This window comes from Rhizobium sp. 11_C7_N12_5 (assembly GCF_051811145.1).
Classification (GTDB): Bacteria; Pseudomonadota; Alphaproteobacteria; order Rhizobiales; family Rhizobiaceae; genus Rhizobium; species Rhizobium lusitanum.
Genome location: NZ_JBPWPY010000001.1, coordinates 1681812 through 1701033 on the forward strand (window position 1 = coordinate 1681812; position 19222 = coordinate 1701033).

At 61.0% G+C, this 19222-nt stretch carries 19 protein-coding genes; 12 read left to right on the forward strand and 7 right to left on the reverse strand.

Annotation, left to right across the window (positions count from 1 at the left end):
• The first annotated feature begins 2 nt into the window (after nt 1-2).
• On the forward strand, nt 3-710 hold the full coding sequence (locus AB8B29_RS08365) for a helix-turn-helix transcriptional regulator (protein WP_047556538.1): 708 nt from the start codon (nt 3-5) through the stop codon (nt 708-710).
• Nucleotides 711-804: 94 nt separating this feature from the next.
• Here AB8B29_RS08365 and AB8B29_RS08370 read toward each other — a convergent pair whose 3' ends face one another.
• Nucleotides 805-3357, reverse strand: coding sequence for a methyl-accepting chemotaxis protein (locus AB8B29_RS08370; protein ID WP_112440302.1), 2553 nt, complete (start codon nt 3355-3357; stop codon nt 805-807).
• 333 nt (nt 3358-3690) lie between these two features.
• Here AB8B29_RS08370 and AB8B29_RS08375 point away from each other — a divergent pair, with 333 nt between their 5' ends.
• Genes AB8B29_RS08375 through mobB form a run of 3 tightly spaced genes read left to right on the forward strand, consistent with a single transcriptional unit; the run spans nt 3691 to nt 5790 of the window.
• Nucleotides 3691-4602, forward strand: a complete 912-nt coding sequence (locus tag AB8B29_RS08375; protein ID WP_047556768.1) for a DMT family transporter — start codon at nt 3691-3693, stop codon at nt 4600-4602.
• Nucleotides 4603-4612: 10 nt separating this feature from the next.
• Complete coding sequence (mobA, locus tag AB8B29_RS08380) at nt 4613-5263, forward strand: molybdenum cofactor guanylyltransferase MobA (RefSeq protein ID WP_047556534.1); 651 nt, start codon at nt 4613-4615, stop codon at nt 5261-5263.
• Nucleotides 5260-5790 carry a molybdopterin-guanine dinucleotide biosynthesis protein B gene (mobB, locus tag AB8B29_RS08385; RefSeq protein WP_047556532.1) on the forward strand — a complete coding sequence of 177 codons (531 nt, stop codon included), beginning with the start codon at nt 5260-5262 and terminating at the stop codon, nt 5788-5790. Before mobA ends, mobB begins: the two co-directional genes overlap by 4 nt.
• 47 nt (nt 5791-5837) lie before the next feature.
• Here mobB and AB8B29_RS08390 read toward each other — a convergent pair whose 3' ends face one another.
• Nucleotides 5838-8267, reverse strand: coding sequence for an OmpA family protein (locus tag AB8B29_RS08390; protein ID WP_047556531.1), 2430 nt, complete (start codon nt 8265-8267; stop codon nt 5838-5840).
• Between the two features lie 370 nt (nt 8268-8637).
• Between AB8B29_RS08390 and AB8B29_RS08395 the strand changes: the two genes are divergently transcribed.
• The 4 genes from AB8B29_RS08395 (at nt 8638) to AB8B29_RS08410 (ending at nt 11628) form a co-directional block, all read left to right on the forward strand.
• Nucleotides 8638-9420, forward strand: a complete 783-nt coding sequence (locus AB8B29_RS08395; RefSeq protein ID WP_037202481.1) for an ABC transporter substrate-binding protein — start codon at nt 8638-8640, stop codon at nt 9418-9420.
• Nucleotides 9421-9538: 118 nt separating this feature from the next.
• Complete coding sequence (locus AB8B29_RS08400) at nt 9539-10342, forward strand: ABC transporter permease (protein WP_037202482.1); 804 nt, start codon at nt 9539-9541, stop codon at nt 10340-10342.
• Complete coding sequence (locus AB8B29_RS08405; protein ID WP_037202483.1) at nt 10339-11169, forward strand: ABC transporter permease; 831 nt, start codon at nt 10339-10341, stop codon at nt 11167-11169. The genes AB8B29_RS08400 and AB8B29_RS08405 overlap by 4 nt, the downstream gene beginning before the upstream one ends.
• A 192-nt stretch (nt 11170-11361) precedes the next feature.
• A complete protein-coding gene (locus AB8B29_RS08410; RefSeq protein ID WP_034504707.1) occupies nt 11362-11628 on the forward strand; it encodes an usg protein in 267 nt (88 codons plus the stop codon).
• Between the two features lie 18 nt (nt 11629-11646).
• Here AB8B29_RS08410 and AB8B29_RS08415 read toward each other — a convergent pair whose 3' ends face one another.
• Entirely contained in the window at nt 11647-12372 is a 726-nt protein-coding gene (locus AB8B29_RS08415) for a DUF2270 domain-containing protein (RefSeq protein ID WP_037202484.1), read from the reverse strand.
• A 145-nt stretch (nt 12373-12517) separates the two neighbouring features.
• Between AB8B29_RS08415 and AB8B29_RS08420 the strand changes: the two genes are divergently transcribed.
• The 4 genes from AB8B29_RS08420 (at nt 12518) to AB8B29_RS08435 (ending at nt 14975) form a co-directional block, all read left to right on the forward strand.
• Complete coding sequence (locus AB8B29_RS08420) at nt 12518-13342, forward strand: class I SAM-dependent DNA methyltransferase (RefSeq protein WP_037202485.1); 825 nt, start codon at nt 12518-12520, stop codon at nt 13340-13342.
• 130 nt (nt 13343-13472) lie between these two features.
• Nucleotides 13473-14165, forward strand: coding sequence for a glutathione S-transferase family protein (locus AB8B29_RS08425; RefSeq protein WP_037202486.1), 693 nt, complete (start codon nt 13473-13475; stop codon nt 14163-14165).
• Nucleotides 14158-14502 carry an ArsR/SmtB family transcription factor gene (locus AB8B29_RS08430; RefSeq protein ID WP_037202487.1) on the forward strand — a complete coding sequence of 115 codons (345 nt, stop codon included), beginning with the start codon at nt 14158-14160 and terminating at the stop codon, nt 14500-14502. The genes AB8B29_RS08425 and AB8B29_RS08430 overlap by 8 nt, the downstream gene beginning before the upstream one ends.
• Nucleotides 14499-14975, forward strand: coding sequence for an SRPBCC family protein (locus tag AB8B29_RS08435; RefSeq protein ID WP_047556529.1), 477 nt, complete (start codon nt 14499-14501; stop codon nt 14973-14975). The genes AB8B29_RS08430 and AB8B29_RS08435 overlap by 4 nt, the downstream gene beginning before the upstream one ends.
• A 91-nt stretch (nt 14976-15066) precedes the next feature.
• Here AB8B29_RS08435 and AB8B29_RS08440 read toward each other — a convergent pair whose 3' ends face one another.
• The 4 genes from AB8B29_RS08440 to AB8B29_RS08455 form a co-directional block, all read right to left on the reverse strand.
• Nucleotides 15067-15870 carry an ABC transporter ATP-binding protein gene (locus AB8B29_RS08440; protein ID WP_037202489.1) on the reverse strand — a complete coding sequence of 268 codons (804 nt, stop codon included), beginning with the start codon at nt 15868-15870 and terminating at the stop codon, nt 15067-15069.
• A gap of 10 nt (nt 15871-15880) precedes the next feature.
• Complete coding sequence (ssuC, locus tag AB8B29_RS08445) at nt 15881-16717, reverse strand: aliphatic sulfonate ABC transporter permease SsuC (protein ID WP_037202490.1); 837 nt, start codon at nt 16715-16717, stop codon at nt 15881-15883.
• A 23-nt stretch (nt 16718-16740) separates the two neighbouring features.
• Nucleotides 16741-17916 (reverse strand): FMNH2-dependent alkanesulfonate monooxygenase, encoded by a 1176-nt coding sequence (gene ssuD / locus AB8B29_RS08450; protein ID WP_037202492.1) that lies wholly within the window; start codon nt 17914-17916, stop codon nt 16741-16743.
• Nucleotides 17917-18119: 203 nt separating this feature from the next.
• On the reverse strand, nt 18120-19088 hold the full coding sequence (locus AB8B29_RS08455; RefSeq protein ID WP_439006390.1) for an aliphatic sulfonate ABC transporter substrate-binding protein: 969 nt from the start codon (nt 19086-19088) through the stop codon (nt 18120-18122).
• Nucleotides 19089-19222 lie beyond the last annotated feature (134 nt).

The window sequence follows — 19222 nt, forward strand, 5'->3', positions numbered from 1 at the left end:
CGATGCGCCGTGCCGACCGACTGTTTCAGATCATCCAGATTCTCCGCCGATCGACCCGACCGGTGACCGCGAACGCGCTGGCTGCAGAGCTGGAGGTCTCGAAGCGCACGGTTTATCGCGACGTGGCGGATCTGATAGGCCAACGGGTTCCAATCGAAGGCGAGGCAGGGCTGGGCTATCTGCTTGCCGCAAGCTACGACATGCCGCCGCTGATGCTGGCGCCCGACGAACTGGAGGCGGTGGTGCTGGGCGCGCAGTGGGTCGCGGGCCATTCCGATAAGGTGCTCGCCAACGCGGCGCGCGATGTGGTCGCGAAGATCGCCGCTGTTGTTCCCGAGCGCCTGCGCCCCTTCATCGTCGAGCCGACCGTCGGCGCAAGACCGACCAGCGGCAAGCCGGAAGAGCGTGTCGATGGGTCGCTGCTCAGATCGGCAATCCGTCACGGCATGAAACTGCGACTCCGCTACAGCTCCGAGGCAAGCGAGGAGACCGAGCGAACAGTGTGGCCGGTGATCCTCGGCTATGCCGAGACGAGCAGCCTGCTGGTCGCTTGGTGCGAGCTGCGACAGGGTTTCCGCCATTTCCGCACTGACCGGATTGTCGCCGCCGAGATACTTAAAGAACCTATCGGCATGCGATCGGGCGAATTGCGCCGCCGCTGGCAGCGCTGGCGTGAAGAGCAAGTCCGGCTGTCCCCGGGCTTGCTGTGATCACAGCCTTGTTTAGGTTTTAGCCGAATCGAAAAGCGCCGGCTCATTGGCCGGCGCTTTTCAAATAGTTATGATATTCTACTAATGTAATACTTCAGGCCGCACGATAGCGCGTGACCTCTGCGGGACCATGGTGTTCGTAGCCCACATCGCCGTCCCCCGTGCGGAAGCGATCGATCTTTTCGGACAGCGTGTCGACACGCTGGCGCAAACCGTGGATCTCGGCATTGTTCTCCTCGACCATCGCTGCATTCCGCTGCGTGATCAGCTCCACTTCGGCGACGGCGCGGGTCACTTCCTCGATGCTGGTCGACTGTTCGGTGGTGGCCGAAGAAATATCGGCCACCAGCCTCTGCACGCCGGTGACATGGCTGATGATCTCCGTCAATGCCGCACCAGTCTGCTCGACGAGGCGAACGCCATTCTGCACCTGGGAGGAACTGGCCGATATCAGGCCCTTGATTTCCTTTGCCGCATTGGCGCAGCGTTGTGCCAGCTCGCGCACTTCCTGAGCCACCACTGCAAAGCCGCGGCCTGCCTCGCCGGCACGCGCCGCCTCGACGCCTGCGTTCAGCGCCAGAAGATTGGTCTGGAAGGCGATTTCATCGATAACGCCGATGATGGTGGCGATCTTCTCGGACGAACGGTTGATCTCGCTCATCGCGCCGACAGCCTTGGCGACCACTTCACCGGACTGGCTCGCATAGGCCTGCGTCTCGTTGACCGACGTCGCCGTCTGCCGCGCGCGGTCCGCCGTGGAGCGCACGACATCGCTCAGGCGGTGCAGCGCCCGCGAGCTTTCCTCGAGGGCTGCCGCCTGCTGTTCGGTGCGGCGCGCCAGATCGTCGGCCGACGTGGCAAGGTTGCCGGTGCCGCCCTTGATCTCTTCCGCCGTGTAACGGACATCCGTCAGGGTTTCGCGCAGGGCTTCGATGGCATGATTGTAGGTGAAGGCCATTTCGACGAAATCAGCGGAAAGGTCTTCGCGCATGCTTTCTTCCAGATTGCCGTCGGCAAGCTTGGCAAGAACATCCGCCAGCGCGTTCAAGGCCTGCTTCTGCTCGGCTTCGATGCGGGCACGCTCGGCGGCACGACGGGTAGCCTCCTCCTCCGAAAGCGCCCGGGCGCTCTCCGCTTCCCGCTCCAACCGGACGTTCTCCAATGCAGCGTCCCGGAAGACGCTGACAGAACGCACCATGTCGCCGATCTCGTCGCCGCGATTGCGTCCGTCGATCGCTACCTCCAGATCGCCGCTCGCAAGCCGTGTCATGATCTCGGTGACGCGCTTCAGCGGTCCGCGCAGGGTTTCCACCAGCATCAGGCCGCCGACGATGGCAAGCAGCGTGCCGAGGATCATCGCGATCACGGAAACATTGGCCGAGCGCTCGCTGTCTTCCTTGCCGAGTTCCTGCGCCTGGGCGACGAAACTGCGAAGCGATGTCATCGCATCGGCCAGCAATTCGTTGGATTGGACGCGTGTCGTCTTCCAGTCGGCTGCGGTCTGCAGCAGGTCGGCCGATCCGTTCGTCAGGCTGTCGATCAAGGGCTGCATATGGGCCGCGAAATCGCGCATCGTCGCATTGGTCTGGCCGAGCGCCGAAATCTTCTCAGCCGCGACCTGGAGATCCTTGAGATCGGCCATGACAGGCTCGCGCGACGCGGCATCGCGGACATTTTCCATGCGCGATGCGTGCAACGTCAGGCGGTCGGTGATCCCAAGCGCTTCATCGACATGATCCAGAAGCTCCTTCTGACCGTCGATGATCTTGTCGAGGCTGACGAAGCGACCAGCGGCAGTGTCGCTGTTCTTGGCCGACTGCAGCGTCATGTCGCCTTCGATCTTGACGAAGCTCTGCAGGATCGGCCCCATCGCCTCGACCTTCTGATCGGGCGTGTCGGAACTCTTCAATACGGCATCGAGCTTGTCGGCGGCATCGGAGGCGTTATTGACAAGGCCGGCGCCGCGCTTGGAGACCAACGCCTTGGATACCCCCACCTGCTTCAGAATGGCGTCGGCATAGGTGCGCGCATCCGAGACCTCTTCCGTGGAGTCGGCCGCCATCTGCACCTGGATGCGCAGATTGCTCATCTTCTCCGACAACCCCTTATAGGCCGCGGCATCGTAAAGCAGCTCCTTGGCGAAGGTTTCCTTGTCGCTGAAATCCTTGCGGATGATATCGATCTGCTTGGCAGCGGCCTTGCCGGTGGCTTCCACACCCTGCACTGCCTTGCGGATTGCCTCGACATCGCTGTCCTGCTTCTGCCGGATCGCCCAGAGCGTTGCTTCCTGGGTGCGCATCTTAGCCGCAAGATCGCTGACAGGAACGATCTTGGCGCGCTGATCGTCGCTGAGCAGGCCGCTCAGCCGGTGCACGCCCTGCTCCTGCGCATCGATCTTGTCGGCGAGCGCCTGACGCGTGTCGGCGGACGGCGCTCCCGTGAACTCCTGGAGGGCAGCCTGCAAATTCTCGAAATCGCTGATGTTTTCGATCGTCGCGCGCGTCACGGTCATGTGGCCGTTCAGAATATTCGCCGTGTGATAGCCGACCAGGCCGACGCCGGCGATGAGGATCACCAGCGGCACCACGAAGATGAGAACCTTGGTCACAATTCGGCGGCTTTGCAGAAGACGGTCAATGAAAAACATGCGGCGCCCCAACTGGATTATCTAAGTCGACGGCGAAGGCGGGATCGTCATTCCTGCTGCGCTGCGGTAGGTGCTTCTGCCTCATGCAAAACCGCTGCGAGCCTCGGGAAATAAGATTGAATAAGAATTAATCGCACGCCTAAAACCCTGCCGTATATGCAAAAAAATACAACCGACGCATCATTTTACGACTGTTGCGCGAAAATACCATTCCTCTCGGTGACAATTGCGCTGCAGCGCACAATCGAATTTCGCCACCATGAAAAGACAAGCGATTACAATTTGCTGAAAACGGCGCTAATCCAGACTGACAATCCGGAGACTCGTTTTTTCATGCGACTGACCAAGAATATGCAGGGCGCACTTTTCATGGCCGCATCCATGGCCGGCTTCTGCAGCAGCGACGCCCTGTCCAAAACGGTTATCGTCTCGATGAACGCCGGCGAAATTATCTTCATCCGCGGCTTGTTTACGGCCTTCCTCGTCTATCTCCTCGCCCGCAGAATGGGTGCGCTACGTTCCTGGAAGGTCATTCTGCAGCCGATGATCGCTCTGCGCATCGCCTGCGAAGCCATTGCCGCGGCAACCTACATCACCGCACTCGGGATGATGCCGATCGCCAATGCCTCGGCCATTCAGCAGGCCGTGCCTCTGGCGGTGACGCTCGGTGCGGTGGTGTTTCTGAAAGAGCCTGTGGGATGGCGGCGATGGGCGGCAATTACGGTCGGCTTCCTCGGCGTCCTGATCATCATCCGGCCCGGCCCGGAGGGCTTTACCACGGGGGCGCTCCTCGCCATCGCCTGCATGTTTGCGACGGCCGCCCGCGACCTCTCGACACGCTGCATCAGCAAGGACGTGCCGTCGCTGATGGTCACGGTATGTACCGCAATCTCCATTTCCGTCTTCGGTGCCCTCTGCATCGCTCCGCTCGGCGGCTGGCAGCCTGTAAGCATCACGTCTCTTCTTCAGATCCTGCTCGCATCCATTCTCGTGCTGATCGGCTATCAGGCTGTCATCCTCGCGATGCGCACCGGCGAAATCTCCTTCGTCGCGCCCTTCCGCTATCTGAGCCTCATCTGGTCCGCCTTGCTGGGCCTGCTCGTCTTCGGCGAGATGCCTGACAGTTGGGCCATCATCGGTGCCGCGATTGTCATCGCCTCCGGCATCTATACATTCTATCGGGAAAACAAACGGCGGGCCGCCGAGCGCGTCGCGCAGGAATCAGAGCCCCGCGTTCCCGCCTGAGGTCGCAATCATGTCCGGCTTCATCGCCAATGCCGACGATATCCCAGTCTTCCTGCTCGCAGGGGGCCGGTCGAGCCGCATGGGTGTGAACAAGGCGTTTGTCTTATTGGGTGGAGAAAGCCTTCTCGCCCGTATCTCGACACGAATCACGCAGCGACAAAGAAAGCCCGTCGCGCTCAACGCAGATCCTGATTGGCCCGACACGCTGGGGTTGACGCTCGTCCCGGACGGGATTCCCGGCAAGCTCGGGCCGCTGGCAGGCGTGCTCACGGCCATGCGGGATACGGCGTTGCGCTATCCGCAGGTTTCGCATGTTGCCACTGTCCCCATAGACAGCCCCTTCTTCCCGCTCGATCTGATCGCGCGGCTGGCGGATGCCATTCAAGGCCGCGACGACATTGCGATCGCCACATCGTTCGACCGTGACCATCCCACTTTCGGTCTCTGGCCCGTCTCCGCCACCGCCGATCTCGAGACGTGGATCGTCTCGGACCCGAAACGGCGCGTCAGAGATTTTCTCGCACGCCATGACGTCCGAACGGTGAAATTCCCCGCGGTCGAAACGACGATCGGTCCTCTCGACCCCTTCTTCAACGTCAACACTCCAACCGATCTGATCGAAGCGGAGAAATGGCTCGCCGCACTGGAAGGCATCTCATGACAACACCCCGACCGAAGATCTTCGGCATTGCAGGCTGGAAGAATTCCGGCAAGACCGGACTTGCGGTGCGCCTGGTCACCGAATTCACCCGGCGCGGTTACAGGATCTCGACCATCAAGCATGCGCATCATGACTTCGATATCGACAAGGTGGGCGCCGACAGCTTTCGCCATCGCGAGGCCGGAGCGCACGAGGTCACCATCGTCTCAGGCACGCGTTATGCCATCATGCACGAATTGCGCGGCGCGCCTGAACCAAGCTTCGAGGAAATACTGGCGCGTCTCGCTCCCTGCGACCTCGTGCTGATCGAGGGCTACAAGCGCGAGCCCATCCCGAAGATCGAGGCACGCCGCCTGGAGGCCGCCAACCGGGAGCCGCTCGCAGCACACGACCCGCATATCGTCGCCATCGCCGCCGACCATCCTGTGGAGGATGCGGGTTCGCTCGAAGTCTTCGACCTCGACGACACGCTGGCAATCGCCGATTTCATTGCCGCAACGGTCGGCCTTGATGAGCCGGCAAAATAAAAGGCCGCCGGTTTCCCGGCGGCCTCGTAAATTGGCTCGAATCCGACTTAACGGTTGGCCGCGACCGGACGCACCAGCGGCGTGATGCGGCGGATGGTGACGCGGCGGTTCTCCTGCGACGGTCCGAGCGTGTTCACCTTGAGATACTGCTCTCCATAGCCCTGGGTGACCAGGTTCTCAGCCGGGATGCCATAGACATCGCTGAGCACATTGGCGACCGATTCCGCACGGCGGTCGGACAGGATCAGATTGCTTTCTGCCGAGCCGACAGCATCCGTATGGCCTTCGATGAGGAAGGTCTCGGTCGGATCCCGCTTGACGATCTGCGATATCCCGTCGGCAACACCCCGCAGCGAGCTGGCCTGCGACATCGGAATGTCGGCGCTGCCCGTTGCGAAAGTGATCGTGTCGAGATCGATACGACGGATCTTGTCACGGATGCGGGCCGAATACCGCACTTCGTTGACCGAATAGATCCGCTCGACCGGCTCGACCGGCGGTTCGCGCAGGAAGTCGTAGTAATCCGCGTTGCGGTTGGACGCCGTGTCGATGATGTACTGGCTCAGCGGAATGAGCAGGCGCATCGGCGGCAGGTCGTCGCCCGGATCGCGGAAATAGTTGTCGTGGTCGGGCTGCTGCTCGAGCTCAGGCGAGTAGAACAGAACATATTCCCGGCCGCTGGCATCGATGCGGGACCGCTGGATGATGTCGCCATAGCGGTTGCGGATGGTGATGACGCGATCGCCGTCCGGCTGGTCGATCGTCTCGCGATAACGATCCCTGGGCAACTGCTCATAGGTGGGCCGCTCACCGCCGCGGACGAAGCGATCAGTATCGTCATGGCGAACAACGTAGTTGTTGTCGACGTTCACGATCGTGCGATTGTCCTGATTGATGATGGTTTGCACCGCCGTTCCCTGCGGCGAGGCAAAGTCCGGCCGGCGATCGATCCGGCGGCCTTGCTCGCTGGTCACGGCTTCCATCTTGACGGGCGGTTGCGGCTGGCCGCCAGGAGCCGCGCGCTGCGCCTCGGCGTCAGAGGTCGGCGGCTTCGTATAGGCCGGCGGCGGCTGCTGTGCAGGGGCATTCTGCGCCTGCCCGTTCTGGCCCTGCCCCTTCTGACCCTGGGCACCCGGAGCGCCGGGATTCTGCCCACCGTTCAGATGCTCGCCGCGGCGAACCGCATCCTTCTGGCTGTCCAGAACAGCACTGCCGTTTTGAACAGGCAGGATGACGGGGCCCTTCGCAGAGGCTGGATCTTCCGCAATCTTCTTGCGGCGCTCCAGGTCCTGCGGCGAGATTTGTTCTGCCGGAGGCAGCTGGATCTCGGCACCTTGCTGTGCGCTACCATTGGCCGGCGCGGGTGCGGCATTGCCATTGGCGGGCGCAGGCGTTGCACTGCCATTGGCCGGAGCAGGTGTTGCATTGCCCTGTGCCGGCGTCTCAGCGGCCTTATTCGGTTGCTGCTTGCCGGGCTGCGGTGCGGCCTGGTTTTGCTCCTGACCCTGCTGCCCCTGGGGCTCGGTCTTCTGAGCCGGCTGCTGCGGAGTAGCCGCCGGCTGTTCGCCCTGCTGCTGATTCTGCGGCTGCTTGCCGTGCGTCTTGTCTCCGGCCGGCTTTTGCCCCTGCTCCGCGCCGGGTGCTACCTGCGTTCCGGGTTGGGTTTCAGGCTGTACCTGTGTCCCCGGCTGAGTCTTATGACCCTTCGGAGGCTGGCCGGCAGGTGCTAGCGGCTGCTCGGCCGGCTGCTGCGCCGGAGCCTCGGATTGGATCTGTTGTTTGGGAGGGGCTTTCTGTTCAGGCTGCACCTGCTTTTCGGGTTGAGCCTGCTGATTCTGCGGCTCACCAGCGGCAGGAGCGGCCTTCTGAGCCGGGGCTGGCTGCTGCGCCTTCGGCGCGGGCTGGCCCTGCGGCTGTTCGGCGGCAGGCTGCTTATGCTCTGCCTTTGGCTGCGGTGCCGCCTCAGGCTGCTTTGCTTCAGGCTGCTTTGCCGGCTGCTGGGCATTCTGCTTTTGCTGCTGTGTCGCAGGTGCCGGCTCCGGCGCTGCAGCCTTGGGCTGCGGCTTGGCTTCGGGCTGCGCCTGCGGTGCTTCGGCCGGCTGCTTGTGTTCAGCCTTGGGCTGTTCCTGCTGTGCCGGCTGCTGATGTTCCGCTTTCGGCGGCTGCGCTTCCGGCTGCTGCTTCGGCGGCTTCTGTTCCGCGCCGCCTTCATGCTTCTGGCCTTGCGGTTCGCCCTGGCCGCCCTCGCCAGGCTTCTTGTGCTTGAGCTGTTCTTCGTCCGGTTGGGCCGCAGCCGCCGCCTGCTGCGCGACCTCGATGCTCGCATTGCCACCACCCGCGACGACGCCGGCAATGTCATTGGTCAATGGCGCGACGGGCTGCTCACGCAGTGCCGCAGCCGCCGCCGGCTCGAATGCGAGCGATAGCGAAAGCAACGGAAACGCGGCACTGGCAAATAGTCTGGATCGCTTACCCATATGGGTCTCCTCTTATGATCTTTGTTCGCCGAATTGCGAATCTCTCAGCGGGCGACGTGATGTCCCACGAAGCAGGCCGAATTTCGGTTCTCGTGAGACTGAATCGCGGCACGCCGCTATATGTTCCGGAACTATTAGGATGCTGCAATTAACCCTGGCTGAATGCGCCGGACGGCTTCCATTCAGATTTCCCGCGCGCGCTTTCGCATTGCCTCGGGATCGCACGGCAACGATCATCCTCGTAATTCCAGTTGCAATTTTCGAAAAAAAAGTACGAATATCGCCGCAAGGCGGGTCACCCACCCGCTCCACTCGAGCCGGACGCCAATCAACAATAATGAGCTGCCGGCCGCCAACAGAGAGGATCAATATGCGCATCTCCACTCGTCTTCTTGCCGCTGCGTCCTTCGCCGCTATGTCGCTTCTCGCCGGCGCGGCGCTTGCGGACGGCGACACGATCGTCATCGGCACGGACGCCACCTACCCGCCGTTCGAATCGCTCGATGCCGGCGGCAAGTTCGTCGGCTTCGATATCGATATAGCCAATGCGCTTTGCGATCAGATGAAGGTCAAGTGCACCTTCGTGAACCAGGATTTCGACGGTATCATTCCGGCCCTCCAGGCCAAGAAGTTCGACGCCATTGTCTCCTCCATGTCGATCACGCCGGAGCGCGAGAAGATCGTCGACTTCACCAACAAGTACTACAATACGCCGCCGGCGATCGCCGTGCCGAAGGATTCGACCATCAAGGAACCGACGGACGAAGCCCTGAAGGGCAAGTCCATTGGTGCCCAGTCCTCGACGACGCACGCCAACTACGCCTCCGCCCATCTCAAGGATGCCGAACTGAAGCTCTATCCGTCGGCTGACGAATACAAGCTCGACCTCGGCAACGGCCGTATCGATGCCGCCATCGACGACGTTGTCGTGCTCTCCGAATGGGTCAAGTCGGATGCAGGCGCCTGCTGCAAGATGCTCGGCACGCTGAAGATCGATCCGGTCATCAACGGCGCCGGTGCGGGTATCGCCGTTCGCAAGGGCGATACGGCTCTCAAGGACAAGTTCAACGCCGCCATCGCGGCGATCCGTGCTGACGGCACCTACAAGAAGATTCAGGACAAATACTTCGATTTCGACGTTTACGGCGACTGATCGCCCGTCGATTCCCTTGGAAAAGACGACGGCGGAAGCTTGCTCTTCCGCCGTTTTTGTTTGACAACGAGAATAATATAAGCAGAAACGCGGCAAAAGCCGCTAGGGGAAATACGGCATGAGCGGATTGTTTTCCGCGCTGGGTTCCTTGTGGACCTGGCTGAGTACGATTTTCGACCCGTTGTGTGGTCCGGCCGGTTTGTTCACTGTGTTCGGCCAGAATACGATGCTCGCCTGCGGCGATACGGGCTGGGGCGATGAACTCGCCGGCGGTCTGAAGGTTACCATTGCCGTTGCAGTCCTGACACTGCCGCTCGGTCTGGTCATCGGCTTCTTCGTCGCGCTGGCGCAACAATCGGAGGAGAAGTCGCTACGGCTCGCGGCGGGTGTCTTCACCACGATTTTCCGCGGCCTGCCGGAGCTGCTGACGCTTTTCATCATCTACTACGGCATGCAGATCCTGCTGCAATCGGTCCTTGCCAGATTTGGCTATAACGGACCCATCGAGATCAATGCCTTTGCCGCCGGCATGTTTGCATTGGCGATCGTCTTCTCGGCCTATTGCTCGGAAGTGCTGGTATCCGCTTTCAAGGCAATTCCGAAAGGTCAATACGAGGCGGGCGACGCACTCGGCTTCCATCGCGTCCGTACCATGCGGCTGATCATTCTGCCGCAGCTTGTTCGCATCTCGCTTCCGAACCTCGGAAACCTCTGGATGAACCTGCTGAAGGACACGTCCTACGTCTCGATCATCGGTCTTGCCGACATCATCCGGCAGACGGGTATCGCCGTGCGCGCCACGAAGGCGCCCTTCACCTTCTATTCAATCGCCTGCCTGTTCTATCTGACGCTGGCCGTCACGTCCTCTATCGGCCTCTTCTATCTCGATCGATGGGCCAAACGTGCGGAGGTTCGTCGATGAGCCATGCCGAAATCCTGATCGCGGCGCAACCGGCACCGCCCAAGACAATCAGAAAGCTATCGAAGTCCCGCATCGCCGGCTATTTCTTCCTGACGCTCTGGAGCCTTCTTGGCATTTCGCTGCTGGCGATGATCGTGACCAACTGGGACGTCGAGAAGCTTGATACCTATGGACCGCGGCTTCTCCACGGCCTCTGGATCACCGTCAAGCTGGTCGGCATGTCCTTCATACTCGGGGCGATCCTGTCGATACCGCTGGCATTCGCCCGCATGTCGAAAAACAAGATCCTGAGCACCCTCACCTACTGCTATGTCTATCTTTTCCGCGGCACGCCGCTGCTGGCGCAGATATTCATGGTCTATTACGGCTTCCCGAGCTTTCGCTGGCTCTTCGAGGATATCGGCCTCTGGTGGTTCTTCAAGGATCCATTCTATTGCGGCGTCTTCGCCATGACGCTGAATACGGCCGCCTATCAGACGGAAATCGTCCGCGGCGCCGTCCAGAGCGTACCGAGCGGCCAGCGGGAGGCTGCAAACTCTCTAGGCATCCATACGTGGATCGCCTTCCGCAAGATCATCATTCCCCAGGCGCTTATCGTCGCTCTGCGTCCCTACGGCAACGAGATCATCCTGCTGATCAAGAGCTCGGCTACGGTGTCGATCATCACCGTCTACGATCTGATGGGCGAAACGCGCTACGCTTTCTCGCGCACCTATGATTACCAGACCTATCTCTGGGCGGCGATCTTCTATCTGGCGATCGTTGAGCTCATGCGTAACGGTTGGGCCCGGATGGAAGGGCAACTGACACGGCACCTCAAGCGCTGATGCAGCAGCGGCGTCTTAAGCGCCGCCTGCTCACTTGGCAGCACTCGCCCGCATGCGCTGCTAACACATTGATTTTCATGATAAAAATTTCTTTTACGACACTTTTGTAAAGCTTGGGTTTACTATGAGCTGTTTCCATATCCTTGTGACCCTGAGTCACGAACAAAAAATGGGAACGGAAAGTGAGACCTCATGCACGAAGACATGCAAAAGCAGCTGCAAGGCTATGGGTTGACGACGGCGCAGATCTTGTACCGCCTGCCCGATCATCCTCAATTTCTCCAGACCTATATCTGGCAGGACTATGACCTCGCCCCGAACTTCCCGGAAATGCGCGGCTTCCTGAAGTTCTGGCAGGAGAAGTTGGACGGACCGCTCCATTCGGTGCGATATGTTCATCGCAAGCTGATATCCGCAACCGAGTGGCGGGCATTGAAGGGCGAATTCATTCTGCACTAGGCCGGCTGCGCCGATCGTTCAGACATGCGCCTCGCCACGGGTGAAATCACTGTCGTCCGGCCCGCGACGCAGCACGCCATAGAGAATGGCAGCATAAAAGACAGCAACTATCGCAATCACCGGCCAGCCGGGGATTGGTCCGAGCGCCGCGTTGTCGGCAACATAGCTCCACGAATGCGCAAACTCCTGCGGCGCGCCTTCGCTTTGCAATTTCGGCGTCGAGATTTTCAGGATCCATGCAAGCAGAAGAATGACATACATCCAGCAATAATTCCGCCGCAACCGCCGCCCCATCGCATCGAAATAGCCGAGCAGAAACCGCGGCGCCCGCAAGCTCTTGGCGATGGACAGTGCCCAATCGGGATTGAACTCTGCTTCCGGGGCGAGGATCTGCGCAAAATAGCTGCGTTCCAACTGCCGCACGCGTGCGCGATAGATATCGAAGAAGCGATAGCGCCGCGCCTCGATCATCAGCAGCAGCGAGATCAGCATCATGCCGAACAGCAAGACGCCGTGATGCGAGGTCGGCGAGGACAGCGATACGGACAATAGCGCGGCCACGACGGTGATCGCCCAGTTCGACGTCCGGTCAATGCGGTCCCGCCAACTGGTCATCCGGCCAAGCTCGCCGCGATAATAGTGGCTCAAGGTGCTGGTGATCTCCCCCGGTGTCGAAGGCATCGGCGGCCGTTTCTGATCCGTCGCGCCGTCGATGAGATGGGATGTGGTGAGTTCCGTAGCCATGGTCTCTTCCTCCCTTTTCTTTTTTTGAGCGACAGCCGCATGGCCCGCGGTTGCCGCAAGCCATATTTTGCTCCTCCAAGGCAAGCATTGCAAAAGCCGATCAAGCGCCTTAATGCCTGCGGGACAAACGAAAGGCGGCTGATCCATGGCAAAGAAGAAGATCGACGAAGACGCGCTGGCGGAAGCCTACAATCGCGCCCTGGCGCTGGAAAAGGCCGGCGATATCGACGCCGCCGTGAGCGCCTATGAGGAAGTGCTGGCCATCGACCCCGAGGACCACGGCGGTGCGGCCGTCCGCATTGCCTCGATGGGGCGTGGCGAAACACCTGTGAAGGCGCCGGATGCCTATGTCGAAACGCTGTTCGACCAGCATGCCGAGGTTTTCGAGGACGTGCTCGTCGAGCAGCTCGGCTATCATGTCCCGGCCCTCGTCCGCCAACGCCTGCAGGCGCTCGGCCTCGGTCCCTTCAAGCGCATGCTCGACCTCGGCTGCGGCACGGGCCTCACGGGAAGCACCTTGCGCGACATCGTCGAGGACATCACCGGCATCGACCTCTCCGAAAACATGGTCGAGGTCGCCCACGAAAAGGACATCTACGAAACCCTCTTCGTTGCCGAGGTCGAGGATTTCCTTGACGATAATGACGAAGAGCCTTTCGACCTGATCACCGCCACCGACGTCCTGCCCTATCTCGGCGCACTGGAGCCCCTGTTCTTCGGCGCAGCTGACAATATGACGCCTGGCGGCCTCTTCATCTTCTCTTCCGAAACCCTGCCGGATGCGATCTTCGCCGGGCGCCCCTATATGGTCGGCGCGCACCAGCGTTTCGCCCACGCAGAGGCCTATGTGCGCGAGCGGCTGAAGGAGACGGGCTTCGAGCTGATCGAGATCAGCGACATCAATGTCCGGATGCAGGAAGGCCAGCCGACGCCGGGCCATCTGGTCATCGCGCGCCGCCTTGCAGACTGACATCACCGAAGCTGGGCAGAGGCAATAGTTATCCAAATGGATAACTATTGCTTGCAAGATGACGTCCGAGCCGTTACTTAGCCATTTAGATAAGTTTCAGCTCGAACCTTGATGCGGGAAAGGTCGTCGCATGTCCCTTGTTCTCTATCAGCATCCCCTTGCCTCCTTCTGCCATAAGGTGCTGATGGCGCTTTATGAGAATGGCACGCCGTTCGAAAGCCGGATCATCGACCTTGGCAATGAGGCATCGCGCGCATCGCTGGTGCGCCTCTGGCCCATCGGCAAATTTCCCGTGCTGCGTGACGAAACGCTTGACAGCACCATTCCCGAAACCAGCATCATCATCGAATATCTCGATCGGCATTATCCAAGTACGACACCGCTGTTGCCGCTCGATCCGACGGATGCCCTATGCGTCCGGCTCTGGGACCGCTTCTTCGATCTCTACGTTCAGGAGCCGATGCAGAAGATCGTTGCGGACATACGCCGACCGGACGACGCACGCGACCCTCAGAGCGTCGCCGAAGCACAAGCGCTGCTGCGCACCGCCTACGGCATGATCGAGCAACAACTCGGCGAGAAGACCTGGATCACCGGCGATAGCTTGACCATGGCCGATTGCGCCGCGGCACCTGCCCTCTTCTACTCCGAAACGCTCGTGCCCTTCGATGAAACACAATCCCGACTGAAGGGATACTACCAACGCCTTCTCGACCGCCCGTCCTTCGCCCGTGTACTTGAGGAAGCGATGCCCTATTTCCACTTCTATCCCTATCACGAGAAACTGCCCGCCCAATTCCGCCCGGAAAAGTCGCATGATTGAAGAGCCGCAGGCACTCGACCGGATGTTTCAGGCGCTTTCCGATCAGAGCCGGCGCGACATGATCGACCGGCTCGGCCGGGGTCCTGCTTCCGTAACGGAATTGGCGCAACCCTTCGCCATGGCGCTGCCGACCGTAATGAAGCATCTGCATGTGCTGGAGGCGAGCGGCCTGGTATTGTCGGAAAAAACCGGCCGGGTGCGGACCTATCACCTTCGCAAGGAGGCGCTGGCATCGGTTGAGCGCTGGGTTGCCGAACGCAAGGCATCGTGGAACAAGACTTTCGACCGTCTCGATCTTTTTCTCGCGGATGCTTCAACGGAGACAACGACCGAATGAGCACAAAATTAACGGAACACAGGACGCTCACCATAGAGCGTCACTTCCAGGCACCCCTGTCGCGAGTCTTCAATGCCTGGGCGATCGCCGAGCAGAAGCGGCAATGGTTTGCCTGCCACGAGGATTGGGTTCCGTTGGAATTCAGGCTCGACTTTCGCGCCGGCGGCAGCGAAAGCAGCCGCGTCGCCTCGACGGACGGCGTCGTGCATGCCTATCAGGCCCGCTACATCGACGTCGTCGAGAACGAGCGCATTATCTATGCCTTCGACATGATGCTAGACGACGTCAGAATTTCCGTATCGCTGGCAACGGTCACCTTCACGCCGGAGCCCGCGAGCACGAAAATGTCCTTCGTCGAACAGGTGGTTTTCCTCGACGGCTACGGCGACAACGGATCGCGGCTGATGGGCACTGAAATCGGCTTCGATCGCCTTCGGCTCTACATCGAGGGCGACGAGACCAGGCCGAATTAGAGCGATTAAGCGTTGCCTAATTGCTCTATTTCGCCGCTTTTGCGTAATTCAGGACGGAAAAAAATCGCTCCACACTTTTCTTGGAATTGCGCTAGCCGGCGCGCGCCTCGCCGAGGATCGCGGCCAGCAGCTGCCCCTCGAGTTCGGCCAGCGCCGGATTGCCGTGACGTCGCGGATGCGGATAGGGAACGGCAAGATCGAGCACGATCCTCCCTTCGTCCAGCACCACGACGCGATCTGCAAGGTGCACGGCTTCGCTCACATCATGCGTTACGAGCACTGCGGTAAAGCCAAGCTCACGCCAGACGCGGTTCAGCAGCTCCTGCATGCTGATGCGGGTCAGCGCATCCAGGGCGCCCAGAGGCTCGTCGAGCGCAAGCACGCCGGGCTTGCTGACGAGTGCCCGGGCGAGCGCCACGCGCTGCTTCTGGCCGCCGGAAAGCCTGGACGGCCATTCGCCTGATTTCTCCGCAAGCTGCACTTCTGAGAGAACCGAAACCGTTGCACCGCGCACTACATCGCGGGGTACACCCTCGCCCAGTCCGACAGCCACATTGTCCGCGACCGAAAGCCAGGGCAGCAAGCGCGGCTCCTGGAAGACGATGCGGGTATTGGGTTCCGTGTCGCTGCCGCCCGCCGCCTCGAAGCGCAGATGACCCCCGCTCGGCTCATCGAGCCCCATCAAGATGCGCAGCAGTGTGCTCTTGCCGCACCCGCTTTTCCCGATCACGGCGACAAACTGGCCGGCAGGAACATCGAGATCGATGCCGCGCAGGACTCGATTGTTCCCGAAGCTCTTTTCCAGCCCCCTGATATGTATGGCGGCAGCACCCGCGGCTTGCGGAGCGGCACTTACGGCTTGCGGTCGAAAACGATCCGGTGCGATCACGCTCATGGCACGCTCCTCAATTCTGATAGGCCGGGTTCCAGCGGAGCGTCTTGCGCTCGATTGTCCGTGCGACGACATCGGCAAGCTTTCCGAGGATGGCGTAGATGACCAGCGTCAGGACCACGACATCGGTCATGCCGAACTCACGGGCATTGTTGGCCATGTAGCCGATGCCCGACGATGCGGCGATCGACTCCGCAACGATCAGCGTCAGCCACATGATGCCGAGTGCGAAGCGCAGTCCGACAAGGATGGACGGCAGGGCGCCGGGAAAGATCACTTTCCTGAACAGCGTCCAGTTGCTCATGCCGTAGACCTTCCCCATCTCGATCAGGCCGCGATCCACATTGCGCACGCCGTGATAGGTGTTGAGATAGATCGGGAAAAGCACGCCGAGCGCCGTCAGGAACAGCTTCGATTCCTCGCCGATCCCGAACCAGAGGATGACAAGCGGCACCATGGCAAGGTGCGGAATGGTGCGCAGCATCTGCAGCGTTGTGTCGGTCAACTGTTCCGACAGACGCGATACGCCGTTGGCGATGCCGAGCAGGAAGCCGAGCGAGCCGCCGACCAGCAGGCCGGCAAAGGCGCGACCGGCGCTGACGAGAATGTTGTTCGGCAGCTGACCGGAAATCGTCGTCTGCCAGAAGGCGGTCACGACTGCTGCGGGTGACGGCATGATGCGCGTCGAGATCCATCCGACCGACGAGCCGAGCTGCCATGCCGCGATCACGACGATGGGCAGCAGGAAGGGCAGAAACCGCTCGATCGAGATGGTCTGCCTTGCAGCCTTGACCGGACGAACCCGGCTTTCGGCGCCGACGCGTAGGAAGGAAGTATCGAATGCCGACATGGGGATCTCCTTGGAAGGATGGCTCACGAGCCGGAAACGACTTTCAGATTGCCGCCATGGCTGCCACCGGCAAAAATCTGCTTCGCGCCGAACTCGTTGCGGAATCCGGCTCGCTGCTCCTCGCGGTTCAATCCGAGTTCGGGGAACAAGAGCTCCGCGACGCGATAGGCTTCCTCCAGATGGGGATAACCGGAGCCGATCACCGTTTCGATGCCGAGTTCCTGATATTCACGTAGCCTTGCCGCCACCGTCTTCGGTGACCCCACAAGGGCCGTGCCGGCACCAGCGCGCACCAGGCCGACGCCCGCCCAGAGGTTCGGCGAAACTTCCAGCTTGTCGCGGCGGCCGCCGTGAAGGGCGGCCATGCGCTTCTGGCCGACCGAGTCGGACTGCTTGACGAACTGCTCCTGCGCTTCGCGGATCGTCTCGTCGTCGAGCTTGGAGATCAGCCTGTCGGCCGCGGCCCATGCCTCCTCATCCGTCTCGCGGACGATGAAGTGCAGGCGAATACCGAAGCTGACCTCGCGGCCCCGCTTGGCGGCAGCGGCCCGCACCTTCTCGATCTTCTCGGCCACCAGCGCCGGCGGCTCGCCCCAGGTCAGGTATTTGTCGACACGGCCGACAGAGAATTCGATGCCGGCATCCGAAGAACCGCCGAAATAGAGCGGCGGGCGCGGCGACTGCACCGGCGGCAGGCCCAGTTTTGCGTTGGTGGCCTTGATATACTTGCCCTCGAAGGTCGAAGATCCCTTCTCCAGCAATTCCTCCCAGACATGGAAGAACTCATCGGCGTGGGCATAGCGCTCGTCATGCTCCAGATGAATGCCGTCGCCCGCCAACTCCGCCGGGCTGCCGCCGACGACGATGTTGAGCAGCACGCGACCGTTCGAAACGCGGTCGAGCGTCGAAGCGAGACGGGCGTAATAAGCAGGCGAAGCGGTGCCGGGACGGATCGCCACCAGGAATTTCAGCTTCTGGGTATGCGCCGAAAGAGCCGCCGCCGTAACGAAGGACTCCTCGCAGGAGACGCCCGTCGGCAGCAGCACGCCCGTATAACCCAGCCGATCGACCGCCTGTGCGATCTGCTGGAGATAGCCGATCTCCGGGCCGCGATTGAGGTCGGTCGTACCGAGATAAGTGCCGTCGCCGGAAGTGGGAATGAACCACAGGAAGTCGATGGGTTTTGCAGTCGCGGTCATGAAGTGTTCCTGCCTTCTGGATGCGCGTGGTCGGGAGCCACTTCCCGATGCTTCGATCGGATAGTGACATAGACTATGAATTATATCGACAATACAGATTTTCTATTGCCGGGCGTTCGGCGGAATATTTTTCCCCATGCGGCCCCCGTCCGCGATGTTTGAGACGCGGGCCGCACGGGCACCTGCAAGCAGGCCGCCAGTGCTCAGCTCGCCTTCGGCCGCCAGACGATATCAGTGACGGTCAGCTTCTTCGGGACAATCCCGAGATTGTAGAATTCATCGGCCAGCCCCTGCTGATAGGCGACCGCCGCATCGGTAATGGTCGAAACACTGCCAAGATCCGAGCCGGGGCGCGTCAATGTTACCCGCGTCACGTCGGCCGGAACGCCGGTGATCTGAGACAGGGCCGTAACTGTGTCGTCGAGATTGGACTGAGCCGCTGCCCCCACCTTGGCGAGTTCGGCGATCACGTCGGTAATGACCTGCGGATTGCCCTTGGTGAAATCGCCGTTCGCCAGGAAATAGCTGAAGGAGCCGACGATGCCGCGGGCAGTCGCGAGGATGCGGGTATCAGGATCCGCTTCGGCAATGGCAAGATAGGGATCCCAGATCGACCAGGCATCGATGGCGCCTGTCTTGAAAGCGGCCGAGGCATCCGGCGGCGCAAGATCGAGCGCCTGGACGTCGTTGACCGTCAGTCCGCCCTTGCGCAAGGCCTTGACGGTCACGTTGTGAGCGCTGGAGCCGCGCTTGAAGGCGACCTTCTTCCCCTTGAGGTCGGCAAGCGTCTGGATCGGCGAATCCTTGCGGACCAGAATGGCCGAGCTTTCGGGGCTGCCCGTGTAAAGGCCGACATAGAGCAGGTTGCCGTTGGCGGCCTGCGCAAAGAGCGGCGGCACATCGCCGGTGGCGCCGAAATCAAGGGCACCCGCACCGAGCGCTTCGAGCAGCGGCGGGCCGGACGTGAATTCCGACCATTCGACGGAGATGCCACGACCGGAGAGCAGTTTTTCCAGCGCTCCCTTACGCTTGGCCAGCGCCAGGACACCGTTCTTCTGCCAGCCAATGCGAAGGCTCGTCGCCGCAGCGGCACGCGCCGGCCGGAGGGAGGGCAACGCGAAGGCAGCTGCCGTAGCGCCAAGGAGGCCGAGTGTCTGTCTGCGCGAAATCATCGAAGATCCTTTTCATGGCGCCTTGGCGCTTCCTGCGGCCGCCGGCTTGTTTATCGATGCTTGAGCATTGCAAATCCATAGAATATATCGACAAAGGATATATTGAAGTTTCTCACCCGAGACGAAATTTAGTT